The organism is Streptococcus hepaticus (genome assembly GCF_043656315.1).
GTDB lineage: Bacteria > Bacillota > Bacilli > Lactobacillales > Streptococcaceae > Streptococcus > Streptococcus hepaticus.
The window spans coordinates 83,646-107,016 of record NZ_JBINIY010000007.1; the positions used below are offsets into that span (position 1 = coordinate 83,646).

Sequence of the window (23,371 nt, forward strand, 5' to 3'; positions counted from 1 at the left end):
GCACATGGCAGCAGAAAAAATTTCCCCAGGAATGCAGCAGTATCTGGATATTAAAGCTAATCATCCAGATGCTTTTTTGCTTTTCCGAATGGGTGACTTTTACGAGTTGTTTTATGATGATGCAGTGGAAGCAGCCCAGATTCTCGAACTAACCCTAACAAGTCGTAATAAAAATGCAGAAAATCCAATTCCTATGGCAGGTGTGCCCTACCATGCTGCCCAGCAGTATATTGATACCTTAGTCGAACTTGGACATAAGGTGGCTATTGCTGAACAAATGGAGGATCCGAAGACAGCGGTTGGTGTTGTTAAGCGTGAAGTGGTGCAGATTGTTACACCAGGGACTGTGGTGGACTCACTGAAGCCAGATGCCGAAAGTAATTTCTTGGTGGCCATTGACAAGCAGGGAGCTAACTATGCCTTATCTTACATGGATGTGGCGACAGGGCAGTTTTATGTGACTAGCCTGACGGATTTTGCTAGTGTTTGTAGTGAAATTCGCAATCTTCGTGCCCGTGAAGTGGTAGTGGGCTATGCACTTTCAGAAAGTGAAGAAGCTGTGCTTTCTCGCCAGATGAACCTCCTTTTATCCCTAGAGTTGGAAGCTTTAGACGATGTTCAACTCTTGGATAAATCCTTGATTGCCTTGGAAAAAGCTGTCGCTGGAAAGCTGCTTAGCTATGTACATCGGACACAGTTGCGGGACTTGGTACACTTACAGAAGGTAGCCCGCTATGAAATCAAAGATTTCCTGCAAATGGACTATGCTACCAAATCCAGCTTAGACCTATTGGAGAATGCCCGTACAGGGAAAAAACACGGCAGTCTCTATTGGTTCTTGGACGAAACAAAAACCGCCATGGGCTTGCGCCTTTTACGGGCTTGGATTGACAGACCTTTGATTGATCAGGAGAAAATTTTAGCGCGTCAAGCTGTGGTTCAAGTTTTTTTGGATCACTTCTTTGAGCGGAGTGATTTGACGGACAGTCTCAAGGGAGTTTACGATATTGAGCGCTTGGCTAGTCGAGTTTCTTTTGGTAAGACGACACCCAAAGACCTCTTGCAGTTGGCTCAAACTCTGGGAAATGTCCCTGCTATCCGTGGAATTTTAGAGCAGATTGATGATGAGGCTTTGACAGGTTTGGTAGCAGGTTTGGATCACATTCCTGAGCTGCATGCCCTGATCAGCTCTGCCATTGACCCAGAAGCTCCTATGGTTATCACAGAAGGGAACATCATTCGCACTGGTTTTGACGAGACCTTGGACCAGTATCGTCTGGTGCTGCGTGAGGGGACGGGCTGGATTGCCGAGATTGAAGCTAAGGAGCGAGCAGCTTCAGGTATTCATAATCTGAAAATTGACTACAATAAAAAAGATGGTTATTATTTCCACGTGACAAATTCAAATCTGTCTAGTGTGCCCGAGCATTTCTTCCGTAAAGCGACTTTGAAAAATTCAGAGCGCTATGGGACGGAAGAATTGGCAAAGGTCGAAGGGCAAATGTTGGAGGCGCGTGAGAAATCAGCCAGCCTAGAGTACGATATTTTCATGCGGATTCGTCAAGAAGTCGAGAAGTATATCGGTCGCTTGCAAGCCTTGGCACAAACCATTGCGACAGTTGACGTACTGCAAGCCTTTGCCGTTGTAGCAGAGCGTCAGCACTTGATTCGCCCGATTTTTACAGCGGAGCGAGAAATCCTTATTCGTGAGGGAAGGCATGCGGTGGTGGAAAAGGTTATGGGAGCTCAATCCTATATTCCAAACTCCATTATACTGGACCAGAATACCCACATACAGCTAATCACGGGTCCAAATATGTCTGGTAAGTCTACCTACATGCGCCAGTTAGCAGTCATTGTGGTGTTGGCGCAGATTGGTGCCTATGCGCCTGCTCAGGAAGTGATCCTGCCAATCTTTGATGCTATTTTTACCCGTATCGGGGCGGCGGATGATTTGGTCAGTGGTCAGTCAACCTTCATGGTGGAAATGATGGAAGCCAATAAGGCTATTCGTCTAGCGACAGAGCACTCACTCATCCTCTTTGATGAACTCGGTCGCGGAACGGCTACCTATGATGGGATGGCGCTTGCCCAGTCTATTATTGAGTATATTCATGATAAGATTGGTGCCAAGACCCTTTTTGCGACTCACTACCATGAGCTGACAGCGCTGAGTGATAGTCTGTCTCAACTAGAAAATGTTCACGTCTCAACCTTGGAGCAGGACGGGCAGGTGACCTTCCTTCATAAGATTGCTCCTGGTCCGGCTGATAAATCTTATGGGATTCATGTTGCCAAGATTGCCGGTATGCCAGAAGACCTCTTGCGTCGTGCAGATACTATTCTTGCAACCTTGGAAAATCAAGCTGAGCATGTACCCGCTCAGAAAGAGCCGATCTCAGCTCAACAACTGGATTTATTTGCTAGTCCAGACCACCCTATTTTGGACAAACTACGCCAGCTAGATGTCTTTAACATGACCCCGCTGGAAGCCATGAATGCCTTGGCAGAATTGAAGAAAGAAGTGTAAACCAACCCCGCTTAGGCGGGGTTTTTGCCATTTAGAGAGCCAAATAAACCACATAGCGAAAATCTCTTGCAATCGTTTTGTGAAAAGTGTTTAATAGTGTCAGAAAGGAGATGAGAAGATGAAAGTTGACTTACAGATTGATGAGAATTTTACGGAAGACCGAGTAAAGATAGAGGCGAGAAAGTTGGATGAGGATGTTAGCAAACTAGTTGATTACATTAAGCAACTAGGAGTTAGTAGCCAGTTAACCGTTCGCCGCGGAGAGGAGATTCACTTATTGGCAATTGCAGATATTTATCAACTCTACATTGCAGATAAGGTTCTTTACGTTAGAACAGAAAGCGAGGAGTTCACTTCTCATCTTAGACTTTATCAGACTATGGAGATTCTACCACGGGACTTTCTGCAAATATCCCAGTCAGAAATCATCCACCTAGCCTATCTGGACCACCTCAGTCTAACAGGTAATGGCTTGGTTAAAATCGTTCTGAAGAATGGTGCTGTGACCTACTCATCACGGCGTTACCTCAAACAAATAAAGGAGACACTTGGACTATGAAAAAATACATTTTAGCCGCTTCGGCTGGTGCTAGCATTGGTACAATCTTTTCACTGATTAACTCTTTCGCCTACGCAGGTGGTGACTATATACCAGTCAATCCTTATTCTACACTTGGAGCTTATTATGTAGCACATTTCAGTCCAGCTATGACCATGTTGATTGCGGTCTGTCTCTGGGCGGCGATTGGGCTCCTGTTTCAGCTATCCTCTATCATTTTTGACCAGGATTGGAGCTTGCTCAAGATGAATGTAGTGCATTTTTTAGTGACTTCCTTGGGTATGCTGGTTTGCGCTGTTTTCGGTGGTTGGTTCCCAATTTATTGGCTCAATATTTTATGGTTTTTTATGGAATTTAGTCTGGTTTACGCTATCATCTATGCAGTCAATTATTTCCAAATGAAGCGCAGCATTTCCCGTATCAATCAATCCTTGGAAAAGTAGGGGAAATTTGCTATAATGAGGCAAATGGAGGATTTTATGGAAAAAATTGATCAAGTATTTCGAGTTTTATACACTGTTATTTGGGTCTTGTTGGGAGTGTCTACTCTTGCAGTGATGTGGTTCCTTTGGCAGAAAGCCAGCTGGCCACACTTTATTACACCCGGCATTGGTGTCTTTGTTGCCTGGATTTGCTTCAAGCGTTTTCCGAAAGTTTACGAAGCTTTAGGGCAAAAAGCTGCGCTGGATAGTTTGGAAGTCGAGTTAGAAAAGCGTGACGGAGGTCAAGAGTGAAAGTTCTCAGAGCAGTTTTTTATGGCTTTTTTCTGCTATTTAACCTCCTCTATCTCGCCTACAATATCAGCCAAGGATTTGATTGGTCAAGCGCCCTCATTCCTTTCCTCATTGTCGTTGCTTGTAGTGTTAATCTCTATTTTCTCTGGAAAAAGTGGAGAGTGTGACCAAAATCGTGATTTCATAGAAATTCATTTTGCAGATACTTACTGCGCTAAATTTTTAAATCGATTAATATCAAAGAGTCTGGACCTTTGAACTGCACCCCTAAAGTTAGACACTAAATCTAACTTTAGGGGTGTTTTTATATGAAATTAAGTTATAATGATAAAATTGAAATCTATCAACTCAGAAAATTAGGCTGGACTTGGTCGCAGCTCACTCAAAAGTTTGGCGTTCATGAGTCCCTTCTTAAATACATGATACGTCTGATTGACCGGTACGGACTAGAAATTGTTCGCAAGGGGAAAAATAGCTACTATTCTCCCGAACTAAAGAAGCAAATGATTGATGAAGTGCTCATTAAAGGTCGGTCTCAATTAGCGGTTTCACTTGATTATTCCTTGCCGCATTGGGGGATACTTGCCAATTGGATAGCACAATACAGGAAAAACGGGTATACTATTGTTGAGAAACAACGAGGGAGACCTGCTAAAATGGGACGTAAACGGAAGAAAACTTTAGACGAGCTGACGGAATTGGAGCGTCTTCGATATGAAAATGAATACCTTAGAGCGGAGAACGCTGTGCTAAAAAAGTTGAGAGAATACCGCTTGAAGGACGAAGAAAAGCTCAAAGAGCAACTAAAATCATCCAAGGATTAATCAAAGAATTTAGCCTAACGATACTACTTAATATTTTGAAATTATCTCGTTCAACTTACTATTACCACCTTAACCGATCTGCTAAAAAGGATAAGGGCAGCGAGTTGAAAGAAACAATTCAAAACATCTATACTGAGCACAAAGGAAGATATGGTTACCGTAGAATTTATCTTGAGCTCAGAAATCGTGGTTATCATATCAACCATAAAAAGGTTCAACGGCTGATGTCAGAGCTGGGTTTGAAAGCTAGAATCCGTGCCAATCGTCAATACAACTCCTACAAGGGAGAAGTTGGTAAGAAAGCTGATAATCTAATTAATCGTGACTTTAAGGCATCAAAACCACTTGAAAAGTGTTATACAGACGTAACAGAATTTTCAATTCCTACTAGTGACTAGAAGCTCTATTTGTCACCAGTTCTTGATGGCTATAACAGTGAAATCATTGCTTACAACCTATCAACATCACCAAACTTACAACAATTACAGGCCATGCTTAACGCAGCCTTTCCTGAAGAAACTTATCAAGATACTATTTTGCACAGTGATCAAGGCTGGCAGTATTAGCACACTTATTATCATCGTTTTCTTGAGGACCGCGGCATGAAACCATCCATGTCTCGCAAGGGAAATAGTTTAGATAACGGGATGATGGAATCATTCTTTGGTACACTGAAGACAGAAATGTTTTATGGATTTGAGAAGGATTTTACTCCCTAGAAGATCTAAAATCTGCTATTTCAGAGTATATTGATTACTACAATAACAAACGCATCAAACGAACATTAAAAGGACTGAGTCCTGTGCAATACAGAACTCAATCCCTCGTTTAAAATATAATGTCTAACTTTTTTTGGAGGGCACTTCACTTTTGCCCAGACTTCCTTCTTTTTGATATAATAGTCCTAATTAGAAACGAGAAAAATGATGTCAAAAATTATTGAATTACCAGAAATTTTAGCCAACCAGATTGCAGCCGGTGAGGTCATTGAACGACCAGCCAGCGTTGTTAAGGAGTTAATGGAAAATGCCATTGATGCGGGTTCCAGTCAGATTACAGTGACCATCGAAGAAGCTGGTTTGAAGCTGGTTGAAATCACCGACAATGGCGAAGGGATTGCCCCAGATGAAGTAGCCGTAGCCTTACGCCGTCATGCTACTAGTAAGATTAAAAGTCAGGCAGATCTGTTCCGTATTCGGACCTTGGGTTTCCGTGGTGAGGCCTTGCCGTCGATTGCCTCTGTTAGCCGCTTGAGCATTGAGACAGCAACAGCCCAGCATACCCATGGTATGAAGTTGGAGTCGTCAGGCGGAACGATTGATCATCAGGCGCCCATTAGTCGTGCAGTAGGAACCCAGATTCGGGTGGAGGATTTGTTTTATAATACCCCAGCCCGACTGAAGTATATCAAGAGTCAGCAGGCTGAGTTGGCGCATATTGTGGATGTGGTCAATCGTCTTGGTTTGGCTCACCCAGAGATTTCCTTTACCCTCATCAATGATGGTCGGGAACTCTTGAAGACGGCGGGAACAGGTGATTTGCGACAAGCTATTGCAGGTGTCTATGGGATTGCTTCTGCCAAGAAGATGGTAGAAATCAGTGGAGAAGACTTAGACTTTCAGGTATCGGGCTATGTATCGCTGCCAGAACTGACTCGCGCCAACCGCAACTATATCAGCATTTTTATCAATGGTCGCTATATTAAGAATTTTTTGCTCAATCGTGCCATTTTGGATGGCTATGGTTCCAAGCTCATGGTGGGGCGTTTTCCACTAGCGATTATTGATATCCAGATAGACCCCTATCTTGCCGACGTCAATGTGCATCCGACTAAACAGGAAGTACGGATTTCAAAAGAAAAAGAACTCATGCAGGTTATTCATGAAGCCATTGCTACGGCTTTGAAGGAGCAGGAGTTGATACCAGATGCTTTGGAAAATTTAGCCAAGGCTAGCACACGTCGTGCAGAAAAACCTATCCAAACCAGTCTCCCTTTACAGCAAACCAATCTTTACTATGATTCTCAAAAGCAGGATTTCTTTGTCAAAACGCCTATTGTAGAGGATAGTCGTGCAGATTTTGCGGTTGCTGATACAGTTTACAACCCTGTCAACTCAATGGACACAAAGGTTGATAAGCCAAGCTCTGTCAAACAGGCCCAACGTTCGGAAGTTATGGATGACAGCGACCATGAAGGCTTGGATTTCAAAAACAAATCCAAGTTGCAAAAAATGCTGGATAGCTTAGAAAATGAGGAAAACTCGACCTTCCCAGAGTTGGATTACTTTGGTCAAATGCACGGGACCTATCTGTTTGCCCAAGGAAAGGGTGGACTCTATATCATCGACCAACATGCTGCCCAAGAACGGGTTAAGTATGAATATTACCGTGAAAAAATCGGTGAAGTTGACAGCTCTTTACAGCAGTTATTAGTGCCCTATTTGTTTGAATTTTCACCGTCAGATGCTATTTCGCTTCAGGAAAAAATGTCCATGCTCGAGGAAGTTGGCATTCACCTACAAGCCTATGGAAATAATACCTTTATCCTTCGTGAACACCCAATTTGGATGAAGGAAGAAGAGATTGAGTCTGGTGTTTATGAGATGTGTGATATGTTGCTCTTGACCAATGAGGTGTCGGTCAAGAAATACCGTGCTGAGCTGGCAATTATGATGTCTTGTAAGCGATCTATCAAGGCCAATCATACCTTGGATGATTACTCTGCGCGTGATTTGCTGGTTCAATTGTCCCAGTGTAAAAATCCATATAATTGCCCACATGGACGCCCTGTTTTGGTACATTTTACAACAGGAGATATGGAGAAAATGTTCCGTCGTATCCAAGAAAATCACACCAGTTTGCGAGAGTTAGGTAAGTACTAAGTAGATAGAAGGAGTCCTATGAAAGAGTTTTTTGCCCTGCCAAAGCAGTTACAAATGCGGGAGTTGCTGCGATTTATTTCCATTACAGTTAGTTCAGCAATTTTCCCTTTTATGGCTATGTATTATGTCAGCTATTTTGGGAATTTGATAACGGGCGCTCTCATTGTTGTCACACAGCTATCAGGTTTCTTTGCCACTCTTTACGGAGGACACTTATCAGATGCATGGGGACGCAAAAAGGTCGTTGACCTTGGTTCGCTCTTAGCTGTAGTGGGATGGGCGGTGACCGTTTTTGCCAACCTCCCTCACCATGTCATTCCGCAGTTGACCTTTGCTGGTATTCTTTTGATTGAGATTGCCCACCAATTTTATTCTCCCGCTTATGAGGCTATGACCATTGATCTGACCGACGAGCACAATCGGCGCTTCGTCTATACGATTGGTTACTGGCTTATCAACATTGCGGTTATGCTGGGAGCAGGGATAGCAGGTCTCTTTTATGACCGCTATTTCTTCCAACTATTGCTGGTACTCTTGACGATTTCAGTTGCTTGTCTTTTGGTGGCTCATTTTTACTTTGATGAGACTCGGCCAGCGGATATGGAGTTTGAGCACGGACATGGTATTTTGTCTACTTTCAAAAATTACCGCCAGGTGCTGGTAGACAAGCCTTTCGTCATCTATACTTTGGGAAGTATTGGGACCAGCGTTGTCTGGCTTCAAGTGGATAACTTTTTCTCGGTGAACCTTAAGTTACATTTCCAAGAAATCATTCTCTTTGGTCAAATTATCACAGGAGCGAAAATGCTCAGTGTGGCCGTCTTTACAAATACCTTTCTGATTGTATTTTTCATGACGACCGTCAATCGTTGGACAAAAAAATGGCCCTTGCTTCGTCAGTTGACCATTGGAACGATTATGTGTGCAGCTGGCATGTTTCTCAATATTTCCCTCAATAGTTTCTGGCCCCTGCTCTTTGCTATGGTTGGCTTTACTCTTGGGGAAATGATTAACGTCCCAGCCAGTCAAGTGCTTCGGGCAGACATGATGAACCAAGACAAGATTGGGTCCTATTCTGGATTTTTATCTATTACTCAGCCTATTGCCAGCATTATAGCAGGAAGTATGGTTTCGCTCAGCCATTTTACCGGAAAAATCGGTGTGCAAATTACCCTAGTCCTACTATCTAGTCTGGGACTGTGGCTCATTCTCAAGGCGGCACATCTGCGCCATATTCAAGATTAAGGAGAGTTTATGTACGATTATATCAAGGGGATTCTTAGCAAGATTACAGCCAAGCATATTGTTGTGGAGGCGGGGGGACTAGGTTATATTATCAATGTAGCCAATCCTTATTCATTTTCAGACCAAGTTCAGCAAGAGGTTCAGATTTACTTGCATCAGGTTATTCGCGAGGATGCTCACCTGCTTTTTGGTTTTCACACAGAAGAGGAAAAAGATATCTTTCTCAAGCTCATTTCTGTTTCGGGGATTGGTCCGACAACGGCTTTGGCGATTGTAGCAGTGGATGACAATGCGGGGCTGGTGGCTGCCATTGACAACAGTGATATCAAATATCTCACGAAATTCCCGAAAATTGGGAAGAAGACAGCCCAGCAGATGATTCTAGATTTAGCAGGCAAGTTTGTCGAAGCGTCTGTGGAAAATGGCAAAGCGACGAAGGCGACTGCAGTTGGCAATCAAGAATTGGACGACGCTATGGAAGCCCTTCTAGCCCTTGGCTACAAAGCAGCGGAACTCAAGAAAATCCGTACCTTCTTTGAGGGAACCAATGAGACAGCTGATAAATACATTAGTTCAAGCTTGAAGATGCTGATGAAGGGGTAGATATGACGAGATGTTCTTGGGTAAAAGCTGAAAATCCTCTCTATGTTTCCTATCATGATGAAGAGTGGGGACAACCCCTTCACGATGAGCAAGCCTTGTTCGAACTTCTTTGTCTGGAAACCTATCAAGCGGGCTTATCTTGGGAAACGGTACTCAATAAACGTGCCGCTTTTCGTCAAGCATTCCACCATTATGATATTAAAAAAATCGCTCAGATGACGGACCAGAAGTTGGATGCTTTGTTAGACAATCCAGCAATTATCCGCCACCGAGCTAAACTCTATGCTACTCGAGCCAATGCGCAGGCATTTTTGAAAGTAGAGGCAGAGTTTGGCACCTTTGACCATTTTATCTGGTCCTATGTCAATGGCAAACCGCAGATGAATGCGGTAGCTGACTACCACCATGTACCAGCACAAACAGCCCTCTCCCAACAAATCTCAAAAGACCTGAAAAAACGAGGCTTCAAATTTGTCGGCCCCGTCTGTATCTATTCCTTTATGCAGGCAGCTGGGTTGATTAATGATCATGAAGATGGATGTGATTGGAAATAAATTTTGATGATCAAAAATAGCATTTTTGCTATTTTTTTTGTTAAAATGTAGTCACGATTACGAATAGTTTATTTGAGGAGGTTGAGATGAAAGCAGAGATTATTGCGGTTGGGACGGAGATTCTGACAGGTCAGATTGTCAATACAAACGCCCAATTTTTGTCCGAAAAATTTGCAGAATTGGGTATTGATGTCTACTTCCAAACGGCTGTCGGGGACAATGAAGAGCGACTGTTATCGGTGATTGATATTGCTAGTAAGCGGAGTGAGTTAGTCGTACTTTGCGGTGGTTTGGGGCCAACAGATGACGATTTGACCAAGCAGACCTTGGCTAAGTATTTGAAAAAGGATTTGGTTTTCGACGACCAAGCTATGGAAAAGCTTAATCAGTTTTTTGTCAGTCATCTTGGTCGCGTTCGTACCTCTAATAATGACAGACAGGCTCAGCTGGTGGAGGGGAGTATTCCTTTGCAAAATCCGATCGGTCTTGCGGTTGGTGGTTTGATTGAGCAGAATGGTGTGCGTTATGTAGTTTTACCAGGCCCTCCGAGTGAACTGAAACCCATGTTTACACAAAGTTTACAGCCTCTCTTAGTAAAAAATGGACATCAACTTTATTCACGGGTCCTTCGTTTCTTTGGGATTGGAGAAAGTCAGCTGGTAACGGTTTTGGCGGAAATGATTAAGAATCAGACGGATCCAACGCTTGCACCCTATGCCAAAATAGGGGAAGTGACTCTACGTATTTCTACAAAGGCAGCCAGTCAAGCAGAGGCAGATAGTAAATTGGATATTTACGAAGTAGAAATTCTCAGTTATGGTAAGTTGACAGAGTTTCTTTACGGATATGGTGAGGAAAATAGCTTAGCACAAGTAGTTTCAGACTTTTTACAGGTGAAAAATCAGACCATCGCAGTTGCAGAAAACTTGACAGCAGGTTTACTCCAGTATCAACTTGCAACTGCAGGGAGTCTGGAAGGTGGGCGCGTACTTTCTGAAGAGTTTAGGGGTTCAGATGCAGCTCAGTCTCATGCGGATTTGATTCGACAGCAAACAGGAGCTAGTATTGGGTTAGCGCTTTTGGGAGAAGTACTGCCCTCGGCCCAAGAAAATCTACAACGAGTTCGTCTGTACATGGCTATCTCTAGTGAAAAAGCTAGTAAGGTTGAGACGGTAGACATAGGTGGTTACTCGCTTAATCATCTGAGACAGGTAGCTTGTCTCCATGCTTTGGACTATGTACGTAAGAGTTTCTAAAAGTGTAAAAAAATGCTATAATAATTAAATTGAATAGAAATAGGAGACAAAAATTTTGGCTAAAAAACCTGGCAAAAAATTAGAAGATATTACAAAAAAATTTGGCGATGAGCGTAAGAAGGCTTTGGATGACGCCTTAAAATCAATCGAAAAGGATTTCGGTAAAGGGTCTATCATGCGTCTTGGCGAACGTGCTGAGCAAAAAGTACAAGTCATGAGTTCAGGTAGCTTGTCTATCGATATTGCCCTTGGTGCTGGTGGTTATCCTAAAGGACGGATCGTTGAGATTTATGGACCAGAAAGTTCAGGTAAGACGACGGTTGCTCTCCATGCTGTGGCGCAATGTCAAAAAGAAGGTGGAATTGCTGCCTTCATTGATGCGGAACATGCTCTTGATCCTGCTTACGCTGCTGCTCTCGGTGTCAACATTGATGAATTGCTCTTGTCTCAACCAGACTCAGGTGAACAAGGTCTTGAAATCGCTGGAAAATTGATTGACTCAGGTGCCGTAGACTTGGTCGTTATTGACTCGGTTGCTGCCCTTGTACCGCGCGCAGAAATTGATGGTGATATTGGTGACAGCCATGTTGGTTTGCAAGCGCGTATGATGAGTCAAGCCATGCGTAAACTTGGTGCTTCTATCAATAAAACAAAAACCATCGCCATCTTCATCAACCAGTTGCGTGAAAAAGTTGGGGTGATGTTTGGTAACCCAGAAACAACGCCTGGTGGACGTGCTTTGAAATTCTACGCCTCTGTTCGTATTGATGTTCGTGGAAATACGCAAATCAAGGGTACTGGTGATCAAAGGGATACCAATGTTGGTAAGGAAACCAAAGTCAAAATCGTGAAGAACAAGGTGGCGCCTCCATTTAAGGAAGCCGTTGTGGAAATCATGTATGGTGAAGGAATCTCACGTACGGGTGAATTGATTGAGATCGGAAGTAATCTTGGTATTATCAATAAGGCTGGTGCCTGGTATTCTTACAATGGTGAGAAGATTGGTCAAGGTTCTGAAAATGCTAAGAAATTCTTGGCAGATAATCCAGCTATCTTTGATGAAATTGATCGTAAAATCCGTATTCACTATGGTTTGATTGAAGAAGATGCATCGCCTAGTGTTGAAGTAGCAGAAGAAGTTGTTGCGGAACAAGATTTGGTACTAGACCTTGATGGTGGCATTGAATTAGAAGATTAATCAGTTAACCAGAGATTTTTATCCAATCTCTGGTTTTTGCTTGACAAAATACTAAAAAAGTTATAAATAGGTCTCCAGACCGAGTTCATTTGTGATATAATGGTTTATAATGTGTTTAGTATATGTAGCAAAGGAGATACTACATTGATTAAAATTTATACTGTATCTAGTTGCACGAGTTGTAAAAAAGCTAAAAATTGGTTGAATGCTCACCAATTGTCTTATAATGAGCATAATCTTGGTAAAGAATCGATTACAAAAGAAGAAATTTTACGAATCTTAGCCAAAACAGAAAACGGAATTGCCAGCATCGTTTCTTCAAAAAACCGCTATGCAAAAAGCCTTAACTGTGATATCGAGGAATTGAGTGTTAATGAAGTGATTGACCTCATCACTGAAAATCCACGTATTTTGAAAAGTCCGATCTTGATTGACGAAAAACGTCTGCAAGTTGGTTATAAAGAAGATGATATTCGAGCATTTTTGCCACGTTCTGTGCGCAATGTTGAAAATGCTCAGGCACGTATGCGAGCAGCTTTGTAAGGAAGTGAGCAGTCTGAGAAAATCAGGCTGTTTTCCTTTAGAAATCATGCCCTTTCATTGAAAGCGCTGATAAAATATGCTATAATAGACTGTAAAATAGATTGAAGGAAGGTGTAAGTATGGGATTCACTGAAGAAACAGTTCGCTTCCGTTTAGATGACGGTAACAAGCAAGAGATTAGCCAAACATTGACCAATGTTTACCGGTCTTTAGATGAAAAAGGCTATAACCCTATAAATCAAATTGTTGGTTATGTATTGAGTGGAGATCCAGCTTATATCCCTCGTTACAACGATGCCCGCAACCAAATTCGCAAGTATGAACGTGATGAGATTGTAGAGGAGTTAGTTCGTTTTTATCTTAAAGAAAACGGGATTGATCTATAATGAGAATCATGGGATTAGACGTTGGTTCTAAGACGGTTGGGGTAGCCATTTCAGACCCACTTGGTTTTACAGCACAAGGTTTGGAAATCATCCCTATCAACGAAGACCAAGGAGAGTTTGGATTTGATCGCTTGATAGAGCTTGTCAAAGACTATAAGGTGGATAAGTTTGTAGTAGGATTGCCTAAGAATATGAACAACACCAGTGGTCCGCGGGTTGAAGCAAGTCAGGCTTATGGTGATAAGTTGGTGGAGCTCTTTGGTCTACCAGTTGACTATCAAGATGAGCGCTTGACAACAGTTGCTGCAGAGCGGATGTTGATTGAACAGGCGGACATCAGTCGCGGAAAACGTAAAAAAGTTATTGATAAATTAGCTGCCCAGCTGATTTTGCAAAATTATTTAGATAGAACATTTTAAGGAGGCCACAATGGCACACAATCATGAACATGACCACAATCACGACGAACGTGAGTTGATTACCTTGGTAGATGATCAAGGTAATGAAACCTTGTTTGAAATTCTTTTGACAATTGACGGTCAAGAAGAATTCGGTAAAAATTACGTTCTCTTGATTCCTGCAAGTGCAGAAGAAGATGAAAATGGTGAAGTTGAAATCCAAGCCTACTCATTTATTGAAAATGAAAATGGTACAGAAGGCGACTTGCAACCAATCCCAGAAGATGCGACAGCTGAGTGGGATATGATTGAAGAAGTTTTCAACAGCTTCTTGGACGAAGAAGAATAATTTCTAAAGGGCGCCCAGCGCTCTTTTTTGTCTCTCTTTTTCGAATAAATAAGTATGACGGATAAAGAAAAGCAAATTCAAGAAGAATTTAGTAAAAAGAAATGGCATACTTTTCGGGAATTGGAACGTTATGCACGGTTTCAAGAGACCTTAAAGAGAAAATGACAGACAGTTGACTTTTTGGTATAATAAGATGATTATGCCAAGGAGAGTAAGATGACAGAAATCGATACAGTAGGGGCAGAAAACCTGTCTCGTCGTTCGCAAAAAAGAGGCAGACGCCGTCGTGAAAAGGCAGAAGCTGATTCATTTAACCATACATTTAAGGAAAATCTTCTTCCAAGTAGGATCTTACCAGCCTTTATCTGGAGCCTCCTCATTAGTTTTTTAAGCGTAGGTAATCCTTTGTTTACGGGGTTAGCGACTAATTTACAGACGCAGACCTTGTATGCAGGCATGGCTATGAAAGCTGGGCAGAGTCCTTATGCCGACTTTTTTAGCAGTAATGGTGTCCTCTATCATCTCTTGAGCTGGCTAGGTACATTTTTAGGTAATCCGTTGGTATTAGTTGGGCTTCAGTTTGTTGCCTTATTGCTTGCGGGGATGTATTTCTATAAATTAGTGGCTTATTTTAGCCATAGTCGGGAAACGGCAGACCAGTTAAGTCTTTGGTTCTATCTATTTATCCTTGCTTTAGGATTTGGCGGTCTTTATGCTAGCATTTTTGCCCTACCTTTTGTATTGACTAGTCTTTGGTTCTTGGTTCGCTACTTTGAAAATGCTGTAAGGGATGAGTTTTTCATTTTTTATGGAATTGATGCAGCGCTTGTTTTTATGATTTATCCAAAGAGTGTTATTCTTTGGTTGGTGGCGGGGCTGGTCTTGCTGTTCTATAATATTCGTCAGCACCGTAAGGCACGTGGTTTGTACCAGTTTTTAGCTAGCCTTTTTGGATTTTTACTCATTATTTATTCTGTGGGATATTACACTTTTATCAAGCAGATTTTAGGAAGTGCTGTTTCGCAAACCTTCTTCTATAACTTGCAGTTGGACTTTATGTCTGAAAATCTCTTGTGGGTTGCAGGGAGTCTTCTGCTCGTACTGTTGTGTACCGGTTTCTTGAAGAATTTTGTCTTGGCTTTGGCTTCAATGGCCTCTGGTAAACATTTGGCGCTGAACAGTATTCTTATCTTGACGTTCTTGGCTCAATTGGTTTTCATCTTAGGAAATCCAAATGTGGACCTGAGTCAACTGGTTCTCTTGTTGCCATACGGGTTTATCATGGCTTTAGTGGCTAAGGAAGACAAGCAAGACAGTCTTGATTTGGAAGAATTATTGACAGAAGAAGAGGAAGAACCTGTTTTTTACAGCTATCTTCGTTCACAATTTTTCCTTCCACTACTGGTCTGTCTCTTTATTCCTATGCAACCCATTTTTACCTTTGTGTTGGATGGACAGGTGGCCAAAGAGCGGACAGAGGTTGCTAGCTATATCAAATCTCATGCGGATAAGGAAGCTCTGATCTACACTTGGGACAATAGTGCAGAGATTTATGTTCATTCAGGATACCTTTCAGCGACTCGTTTCATTGCAGCACAACCCTACTTGACAACGGAAGAAAATAAGAGTGCTCTTGTCTATGATTTGAACAATAGTAAAGCACAATATATTGTGGTCAATAAAGAGTTAACCTTGCCAGCAAAATTGAAATCTAGCTTGAAAAATAACTATGCAGAAGAGGATGTTGGCACATCTAAGCTGGTTTTATATAAAAAGAAATAAGTGAAAAAGACTGTGAAAACAGTCTTTTCTTTTACAAATCTTATCACTACATATTGTGTTTATAAATAAAAAAATAAAATTCTCATACAAGATATTGATTTTTTTTGAAAAAGTGGTAGACTAAATAGAGTTAGAAAAAGGAGTGAGTGACATGGAAAATGTAGTAGTTGCTGTAAAAGATTTGCCTTCGATTGTTATCAAGCGGGATGGCCGGCATGTGGCCTTTGACGAAGATAAGATTTATGAAGCTCTTTTGAAGGCGACTGCCAAGGTTGTACCTATGTCGCCACTCATGGAGGCGAAATTAAAAGGGATTTGTGAACGCGTTATTGCTGAAATTGCGGAGCGTTTCCCTAAAAATATCAAGATTTATGAAATCCAAAATATTGTGGAACATGAACTCCTGCAGGCCAATGAGTATGCGATTGCTAAAGAGTACATCAACTACCGTACGCAGCGTGATTTTGAGCGTGCGAAGGCGACGGACATCAACTTTACTATTGATAAGCTCCTCAACAAGGACCAAACAGTGGTCAATGAGAATGCCAACAAGGATTCCGATGTTTTCAATACCCAGCGTGATTTGACGGCAGGGATTGTTGGCAAGTCAATTGGTTTGAAAATGCTGCCAGCTCACGTTGCCAATGCCCACCAAAAAGGGGATATTCACTATCACGACTTGGACTACAGTCCTTATACACCTATGACCAACTGTTGCTTGATCGACTTCAAGGGTATGTTGGGAAATGGTTTCAAGATTGGGAATGCCGAGGTCGAGAGTCCTAAGTCTATTCAGACGGCAACAGCGCAGATTTCACAAATTATCGCAAATGTGGCTTCCAGTCAGTACGGTGGTTGTACAGCTGACCGCATTGATGAATTTCTAGCCCCTTATGCCGAATTGAATTATCAAAAGCACCTCAAGGATGCAGAAGAGTGGGTAACAGAGGGTCGTCAGGAGGAATATGCGCGTGCTAAGACACGCAAGGATATTTATGATGCCATGCAGTCTCTGGAGTATGAGATTAACACGCTCTTTACTTCAAATGGACAAACGCCTTTTACCTCGCTTGGTTTTGGTTTGGGAACATCGTGGTTTGAACGTGAAATTCAAAAAGCCATTTTGGAAATCCGTATCAAGGGCTTAGGTAGTGAACACCGTACGGCCATCTTCCCTAAATTGATTTTCACTGTCAAACGTGGCCTCAACTTAGAGCCAGACTCACCAAACTATGACATCAAGCAGTTAGCGCTAGAGTGTGCGACCAAACGTATGTACCCAGATATGTTGTCCTATGATAAGATTATTGACTTGACAGGTTCATTTAAGGCTCCCATGGGTTGCCGTTCCTTCTTACAAGGTTGGAAGGATGAAAATGGTGTGGAAGTCAATTCTGGACGGATGAACTTGGGTGTGGTGACTGTCAATCTTCCTCGTATTGCCTTAGAATCAAAAGGCGACATGGACAAGTTCTGGGATATTTTCAATGAACGCATGGCCATCGCCAAAGATGCCCTTGTCTACCGTGTGGAGCGAGTTAAGGAAGCTACACCAGCCAATGCTCCAATTCTCTATCAGTACGGGGCCTTCGGCAACCGTCTTGGTAAATATGATAACGTAGATGAGCTCTTCAAGAACCGTCGTGCGACGGTTTCTCTGGGCTATATTGGCTTGTATGAGGTGGCGACTGTCTTCTATGGTGGTGACTGGGAGAAAAATGAAGTTGCCAAGGATTTCACCATTGACATTGTGCGTCAGATGAAAGAACGCTGTGCAGCATGGTCGGATGAATATGACTATCATTTCTCAGTTTATTCTACCCCCTCTGAGAGTTTGACAGACCGCTTCTGTCGTTTGGATGCGGAGAAATTTGGTCAAGTGACAGATATTACAGACAAGGAATACTATACTAATTCTTTCCACTATGATGTCCGTAAAAATCCAACCCCATTTGAAAAATTAGACTTTGAAAAGGTTTATCCAGAGGCCGGTGCCTCAGGTGGCTTTATTCACTACTGTGAGTACCCTGTTCTCCAACAAAATCCAAAGGCCTTAGAAGCTGTTTGGGACTATGCTTATGATCGTGTGGGCTATTTGGGAACCAATACACCAATTGATCGCTGCTACAAATGTGGTTTCGAGGGAGATTTTACACCAACCGAACGTGGCTTCATGTGTCCAAACTGTAGCAATACAGACCCTAAAACAGTAGATGTGGTCAAACGGACTTGTGGCTATCTAGGAAATCCACAGGCTCGTCCAATGGTCAATGGCCGCCACAAGGAAATTTCAGCGCGTGTCAAACACATGAATGGTTCGACGATTAAGACACCAGGAAATTAGAAAGAGGAATCATGGGAAAATTTCAATTAGATTATAAGGGTATGCAGCGTGTGGAAAAGTTTCACGAGAAACATTCGACAGTCAAGTCGGATAAGAAATCGCGCGTGCAAGAATTGCTGAAGAAAGCGAATAAGAAAAAATAAGGAAGTGGGACTGGGCAAAAAGTGTTGTTCGGTCCTTACTTTTCCAAGTGGAGCTCTTTTTTAGAGCATTGCAGGGCCTCATTTCCACGGAATAGGAAGTATAATAACATGAAAGAAATAGGAATTATTGGTTTGTCTGGTATCTCGCAGAAAGCCTATCTGCCCTATATGCGCCAGTTACCAGGAATACGCTGGCATCTCTTTACGCGTAAGGAGGAGGGGCTTTCTTGATGGCTGGTTTTAATCGTCGTTTTGCTCCTAAGGTCAAAGAAATGGCAGAGCTGGTTGACAAACGGCGGATTTTAGTTGAAAAAAATGAGGTCAATCAGCCAGCAGATCTACAATTCAAGCTTTTTGATCTGTTCATTCATCCCCTAGATACTGCACTTTATTTGGCAGCTGGTCAGTTAACAGCTGGGCATTTCCAGTATCATTTGATAGAAGATGGACTGTTGAGTCAGGTTTCAGTACAGCTGCAAACAGAGAAAGAAAGTATCCTTGTCAGTATGAATTTGCAGTCGGGAAGTCGCCGGGAAGTGATGGAAGTACAGACTCCGCATGAGACCGTACATCTGGAAAACTTGGATGATTTGACACGTTTTACTGGAAATACAGCAAAGAAAGAATCCTTTGGTTCATGGGATACAACGCTTTATAAACGAGGTTTTGAATCTATTGTGGATGAGTTTTTAGAGACCATTGAGATAGGGGAAAATCCAGTATCACCTGAAACGAGTCTTCTCAGTCGTTATATTTGTCATCAAATCAATCAATCCGCTAGCTCAACGGATGAATTACAAGTAGAATTGCCAGTTTAGAAAAGGGAGTGTTATGGAGTTAAGACGACCAAGTTTGGCAGATAAAGAAGCTATTTTAGATATGGTAGAGGAATTTTTAGCTCAGGATAGTCGGACGGACGGTCTCTGGAATTTTGCGACAGGAGAGACCGTCTACGAGGATTGGTTGGAGGCTAATCAGCTTCAGGAAATGGGCTTACAGGGAGTACCAGCTATTCAGTTTGTAGCCTTTGATGAGGACAGTCTGCCACTTGGATTTCTTAGTCTACGCTTGCGATTAAATGACAATCTGCTAGCAGTCGGTGGTCATATTGGGTACTCGGTGCGACCAAGCCAACGAGGAAAAGGTCTAGCCAAGGCTATGCTGCAAGCAGCCCTGGCCATTGCCAAAAGTAAAAATATCAAGTGTGCCCTCTTGACCTGCCATGTGGATAATCCAGCTAGTCGGGCGGTTATTCTGGCAAACGGTGGAAAACTGGAGAATGTCGTGGACGGAGTGGAGCGTTATTGGATAGAAGTGGAGGGAAAATATGAATAATCCACAACCTCAGGAGTGGAAGTCAGAGGAACTCAGTCAGGGGCGGATCATTGACTACAAGGCTTTTAACTTTGTGGACGGTGAGGGGGTGCGCAATTCGCTCTATGTAGCAGGCTGCATGTTCCACTGCGAGGGATGTTACAATGTGGCGACTTGGTCTTTTAAGGCAGGAATTCCCTATACCCAGGAGTTGGAAGAACAGATTATGGCGGACTTGGCACAGCCCTATGTGCAGGGCTTGACCTTGCTTGGTGGAGAGCCTTTTCTCAATACGGGGATTCTCTTGCCCTTGGTGAGACGGATTCGCAAGGAATTGCCTGAAAAGGATATCTGGTCTTGGACGGGGTATACGTGGGAGGAAATGATATTGGAAACCCCAGATAAGCTGGAGTTGCTGGGAATGATTGACATCTTGGTGGACGGCCGATTTGATCGGACTAAGAAAAATCTCATGTTACAATTTCGTGGGTCGTCCAATCAGCGGATTATTGATGTTCAAAAGTCTCTGGCAGCGGGAGAGGTCATCATCTGGCAAAAACTAAATGATGGTACCGCAAATTTTGAACAGGTGAAACGAGAAGAGAGTTAGGGCTAGAAGCCTTAGCTTTTTTTATTCATAAAATATGATATAATGGCAAGGCAAGAAAAGAAAGTGAGAAAACTATGTACGATTATTTGATTGTTGGGGCTGGTTTATCTGGGGCTATTTTTGCTCATGAAGCGACCAAGCGTGGCCAGAAGGTTAAGGTTATTGACAAACGCAATCATATTGGTGGAAATATTTACTGTGAAAATGTAGAAGGGATCAATGTTCACAAGTATGGTGCCCACATTTTCCACACATCCAACAAGGCAATCTGGGACTATGTCAATCAATTTGCGGAGTTCAACCACTATATCAACTCTCCTGTGGCCAATTATCAAGGAAAACTCTACAATCTTCCCTTCAACATGAACACCTTTTATGCCATGTGGGGAACGAAAACGCCTCAGGAAGTCAAGGATAAGATTGCAGAGCAGACCGCACATTTGCAAGATACGGAGCCTAAAAATCTGGAAGAACAGGCTATCAAGCTCATTGGTCAAGATGTTTACCAGACCTTGATTAAGGGCTACACCGAAAAGCAGTGGGGGCGTTCAGCGACTGACTTGCCACCTTTTATCATCAAGCGTTTGCCGATTCGATTTACCTTTGACAATAATTATTTCAATGACCGCTACCAAGGTATCCCAATCGGAGGCTACAATGTCATCATTGAGAAGATGTTGGAAGGTATTGACCTAGAGTTGGAAGTAGACTTTTTTGAAAATCGGGCGGAGCTTGAAGCCAGCGCAAAAAAGGTTGTTTTTACGGGGATGATTGACCAGTATTTTGACTATGAATTTGGTCAGTTGGAGTACCGCGGTTTGCACTTTGAACATGAAGTTTTGGACATGGAGAATTTCCAAGGAAATGCTGTGGTTAACTATACCGAGCGCGAAGTGCCCTATACTCGGATTGTTGAGCATAAACACTTTGAATTTGGCAATCAAGCAAAGACGGTCATTACTCGCGAATACCCAGCTGACTGGAAGCGAGGCGACGAGCCTTATTACCCAATCAATGACGCGACTAATAACGCAGTCTACGATCAATACCATGAAAAAGCCGAGGCTGTCAAGGATAAGGTCATCTTCTGTGGCCGCTTGGCAGATTATAAATACTACGACATGCATGTGGTCATCGAACGGGCTCTTAATGTGGTGGCAGAAGAATTTGGAGAATAAGAAAAAAGGCTGGAAAAATATTTCCGGTCTTTTCAATTTTACTAGGGTAGCACAGGAGGTGGATAGTAAACTGAATCTATTTGTCTATAAGCGGAAGCCTTTTGCAGTAAGTGTTATAATACTATAAAGGAGAAAAACGATGTCTATTCAAACAGTTTCATCATCTAGCACAGCCATTCAAGATTGGCAAGAAAAAACATATAAGTATTTACACAGTCATCCTGAATTGTCCATGCAGGAAAAGCAGACTAGCCAGTTTATCTTTGAAACCCTGCAAGGCTATGGTTATAACACATAAAAGATTGGCGGCGGTGTTGTAGGAATCCTGCGGAATGGAGAGGGGCCAACGGTGCTATTTCGGGCAGATATGGATGCGCTACCTGTCAAAGAAGAGACTGGACTGGACTATGCGTCAACCGTCATCATGACAGATCTGGAGGGGCATCAAGTACCTGTCATGCCTGCTTGTGGACATGATATACATATGGTGGCAGGTTTGGGAGCATCTTGGGCTCTCGCTCAAAATGTATCTGATTGGCAAGGAACCTATATTGCTCTCTTTCAACCAGGAGAAGAGACAGCGTCAGGAGCAAAAGCCATGTTGGAAGATGGCTTATTGGATAAGATCCCAAGACCAGATGTGGCTTTCGCCCAGCATGTATTGACAGAACTCTCAGCAGGGAGGCTTGGAGCGGTTAGTGGCCCATTTTTGTCAAGCGCAGCTTCCCTAAAGGTGACAATTTACGGGAAGGGGGCTCACGGTTCCATGCCGCATTTGAGTATTGACCCAATTTTAATTGGCTCGGCCATTGTCATAAAATTGCAGAGTATTGTTTCCTGTGAAGTAGATCCGTTTCAATTTGCGGTGGTGACAGTTGGAGCTTTTCAGTCAGGAACGAAGGCAAATATCATCCCAGATACTGCGACTCTGTTGCTGAATATTCGCTCCTATGATGAGTTGGTTCAAGACCAGATGATTGCGGCCACTATTCGTATCTGTCAAGCTGAGTGTCTAGCGGCAGGTTGCATTAAAGAACCAGATATTCAAGTGTACGACTGTTATCCTTTGACGGACAATGATGGTCAAGTGACAGAGCGCGTGGTCAAGGTGTTTAAGGAATACTTGGGAGAAGAGAGGCTAGCAAGTCAGTACCATCCAATGACTGCTTCAGAGGACTTTGCCTATCTACCACAGGCCTGGGGGATTCCGTATCTTTATTGGGGATTTGGCGGATTTTTAGAAAATCAAGAAATTTATGCCAACCATAATCCAAAATTTGCTCCCGCCATTCAACCAACCTTGAAAACAGGAACGGAAGCAGCTCTCGTCGCAATTTTGGCCTATTTGGGAAAATAGGTATTATATAGACAAAACTGAAGCAGAGGAAACTAGCTTCAGTTTTTGTATCTGAGAACAAATCCAAACAAACGAAAAAGCCTGATTGTTCAGGCTTTTACTCATGTTCAACAATCCTCCCTGTAGACTTTTAAGGGTAGTTAAACAAAAGTTATATTTTTATAAAATACGATGAAATCAAGGAGTTTATCAATTATTATTTTCTGTGTATTTTATATTATTTAAATTTTATAAGAACAAAATTAGACCAAATTTTGACCAAGAATATTTCTTTGACCAAAATTGAATATAGAATTAAGAGCATTTAGGAAATGCTTTCTATTGTGTATTTAAGCTTGGAATGAACATGTATTGTTCTTTAGTAAAAAGGTGTATAAGACTCTTTAATACCCTTAAGTAGCTAACTTCATTTTAGAAGGTTTCTTTGAGTAAATAGTAGTAATTTTTGTAGCAAATTAACAATATATGCATTGAAACGGCTTCCAAAATGTGCTACAATTTCTTTAGAGATTATAAAAGAGGTGGACATATGTTAAAGAAATACTTATATTCTGGATTGCTCTTGCTAGTTATTACGACTCA

At 42.4% G+C, this 23,371-nt stretch carries 20 protein-coding genes and 3 pseudogenes; all 23 read left to right on the forward strand.

Annotated elements, in window-relative coordinates; genetic code table 11:
- The first annotated feature begins 4 nt into the window (after positions 1-4).
- Positions 5-2,530: a DNA mismatch repair protein MutS gene (mutS, locus tag ACHUFA_RS07145; protein ID WP_222347539.1), complete on the forward strand. Its 2,526-nt coding sequence runs from the start codon at positions 5-7 to the stop codon at positions 2,528-2,530.
- A 118-nt stretch (positions 2,531-2,648) separates the two neighbouring features.
- Complete coding sequence (locus tag ACHUFA_RS07150) at positions 2,649-3,089, forward strand: LytTR family DNA-binding domain-containing protein (protein WP_394405296.1); 441 nt, start codon at positions 2,649-2,651, stop codon at positions 3,087-3,089.
- Positions 3,086-3,532 carry a DUF3021 domain-containing protein gene (locus ACHUFA_RS07155; protein WP_394405297.1) on the forward strand — a complete coding sequence of 149 codons (447 nt, stop codon included), beginning with the start codon at positions 3,086-3,088 and terminating at the stop codon, positions 3,530-3,532. Before ACHUFA_RS07150 ends, ACHUFA_RS07155 begins: the two co-directional genes overlap by 4 nt.
- Positions 3,533-3,568: 36 nt before the next feature.
- The gene (locus ACHUFA_RS07160; protein ID WP_222347536.1) at positions 3,569-3,823 is read left to right on the forward strand and encodes a hypothetical protein; all 255 of its coding nucleotides are present in this window, start codon (positions 3,569-3,571) and stop codon (positions 3,821-3,823) included.
- 308 nt (positions 3,824-4,131) lie between these two features.
- Positions 4,132-5,479 (forward strand): annotated as a pseudogene (locus ACHUFA_RS07165) (IS3 family transposase).
- Between the two features lie 94 nt (positions 5,480-5,573).
- Positions 5,574-7,529 carry a DNA mismatch repair endonuclease MutL gene (gene mutL / locus ACHUFA_RS07170; RefSeq protein WP_394405298.1) on the forward strand — a complete coding sequence of 652 codons (1,956 nt, stop codon included), beginning with the start codon at positions 5,574-5,576 and terminating at the stop codon, positions 7,527-7,529.
- 18 nt (positions 7,530-7,547) lie between these two features.
- Positions 7,548-8,774 carry an MDR family MFS transporter gene (locus ACHUFA_RS07175; RefSeq protein ID WP_222347534.1) on the forward strand — a complete coding sequence of 409 codons (1,227 nt, stop codon included), beginning with the start codon at positions 7,548-7,550 and terminating at the stop codon, positions 8,772-8,774.
- 9 nt (positions 8,775-8,783) lie between these two features.
- Positions 8,784-9,377 carry a Holliday junction branch migration protein RuvA gene (gene ruvA / locus ACHUFA_RS07180; RefSeq protein ID WP_222347533.1) on the forward strand — a complete coding sequence of 198 codons (594 nt, stop codon included), beginning with the start codon at positions 8,784-8,786 and terminating at the stop codon, positions 9,375-9,377.
- Positions 9,378-9,379: 2 nt separating this feature from the next.
- Entirely contained in the window at positions 9,380-9,931 is a 552-nt protein-coding gene (locus ACHUFA_RS07185) for a DNA-3-methyladenine glycosylase I (RefSeq protein WP_222347532.1), read from the forward strand.
- 86 nt (positions 9,932-10,017) lie between these two features.
- Positions 10,018-11,187 (forward strand): competence/damage-inducible protein A, encoded by a 1,170-nt coding sequence (locus ACHUFA_RS07190; RefSeq protein WP_394405299.1) that lies wholly within the window; start codon positions 10,018-10,020, stop codon positions 11,185-11,187.
- Between the two features lie 55 nt (positions 11,188-11,242).
- Positions 11,243-12,385: a recombinase RecA gene (gene recA / locus ACHUFA_RS07195; protein ID WP_222347530.1), complete on the forward strand. Its 1,143-nt coding sequence runs from the start codon at positions 11,243-11,245 to the stop codon at positions 12,383-12,385.
- Positions 12,386-12,529: 144 nt separating this feature from the next.
- Positions 12,530-12,928: a transcriptional regulator Spx gene (spx, locus tag ACHUFA_RS07200; protein WP_222347529.1), complete on the forward strand. Its 399-nt coding sequence runs from the start codon at positions 12,530-12,532 to the stop codon at positions 12,926-12,928.
- A gap of 119 nt (positions 12,929-13,047) precedes the next feature.
- A complete protein-coding gene (locus tag ACHUFA_RS07205) occupies positions 13,048-13,314 on the forward strand; it encodes an IreB family regulatory phosphoprotein (protein ID WP_222347528.1) in 267 nt (88 codons plus the stop codon).
- Entirely contained in the window at positions 13,314-13,733 is a 420-nt protein-coding gene (gene ruvX, locus ACHUFA_RS07210; RefSeq protein ID WP_222347527.1) for a Holliday junction resolvase RuvX, read from the forward strand. Before ACHUFA_RS07205 ends, ruvX begins: the two co-directional genes overlap by 1 nt.
- A gap of 10 nt (positions 13,734-13,743) precedes the next feature.
- Positions 13,744-14,061: a DUF1292 domain-containing protein gene (locus tag ACHUFA_RS07215; protein WP_222347526.1), complete on the forward strand. Its 318-nt coding sequence runs from the start codon at positions 13,744-13,746 to the stop codon at positions 14,059-14,061.
- A gap of 216 nt (positions 14,062-14,277) precedes the next feature.
- Positions 14,278-15,843, forward strand: a complete 1,566-nt coding sequence (locus tag ACHUFA_RS07220; protein WP_394405300.1) for a quinol oxidase — start codon at positions 14,278-14,280, stop codon at positions 15,841-15,843.
- Positions 15,844-15,994: 151 nt separating this feature from the next.
- Positions 15,995-18,187, forward strand: coding sequence for an anaerobic ribonucleoside-triphosphate reductase (nrdD, locus tag ACHUFA_RS07225; protein ID WP_222347524.1), 2,193 nt, complete (start codon positions 15,995-15,997; stop codon positions 18,185-18,187).
- Positions 18,188-18,198: 11 nt separating this feature from the next.
- The gene (locus ACHUFA_RS07230; RefSeq protein WP_318530340.1) at positions 18,199-18,330 is read left to right on the forward strand and encodes a hypothetical protein; all 132 of its coding nucleotides are present in this window, start codon (positions 18,199-18,201) and stop codon (positions 18,328-18,330) included.
- Positions 18,331-18,438: 108 nt separating this feature from the next.
- A pseudogene (locus tag ACHUFA_RS07235) lies at positions 18,439-19,148 on the forward strand (Gfo/Idh/MocA family oxidoreductase).
- A 13-nt stretch (positions 19,149-19,161) separates the two neighbouring features.
- Positions 19,162-19,665 (forward strand): GNAT family N-acetyltransferase, encoded by a 504-nt coding sequence (locus ACHUFA_RS07240; protein ID WP_394405301.1) that lies wholly within the window; start codon positions 19,162-19,164, stop codon positions 19,663-19,665.
- Positions 19,658-20,254 carry an anaerobic ribonucleoside-triphosphate reductase activating protein gene (gene nrdG, locus ACHUFA_RS07245; protein WP_394405302.1) on the forward strand — a complete coding sequence of 199 codons (597 nt, stop codon included), beginning with the start codon at positions 19,658-19,660 and terminating at the stop codon, positions 20,252-20,254. The genes ACHUFA_RS07240 and nrdG overlap by 8 nt, the downstream gene beginning before the upstream one ends.
- Before the next feature lie 74 nt (positions 20,255-20,328).
- A complete protein-coding gene (glf, locus tag ACHUFA_RS07250) occupies positions 20,329-21,432 on the forward strand; it encodes a UDP-galactopyranose mutase (RefSeq protein ID WP_222347521.1) in 1,104 nt (367 codons plus the stop codon).
- Positions 21,433-21,571: 139 nt separating this feature from the next.
- A pseudogene (locus ACHUFA_RS07255) lies at positions 21,572-22,789 on the forward strand (amidohydrolase).
- Positions 22,790-23,371 lie beyond the last annotated feature (582 nt).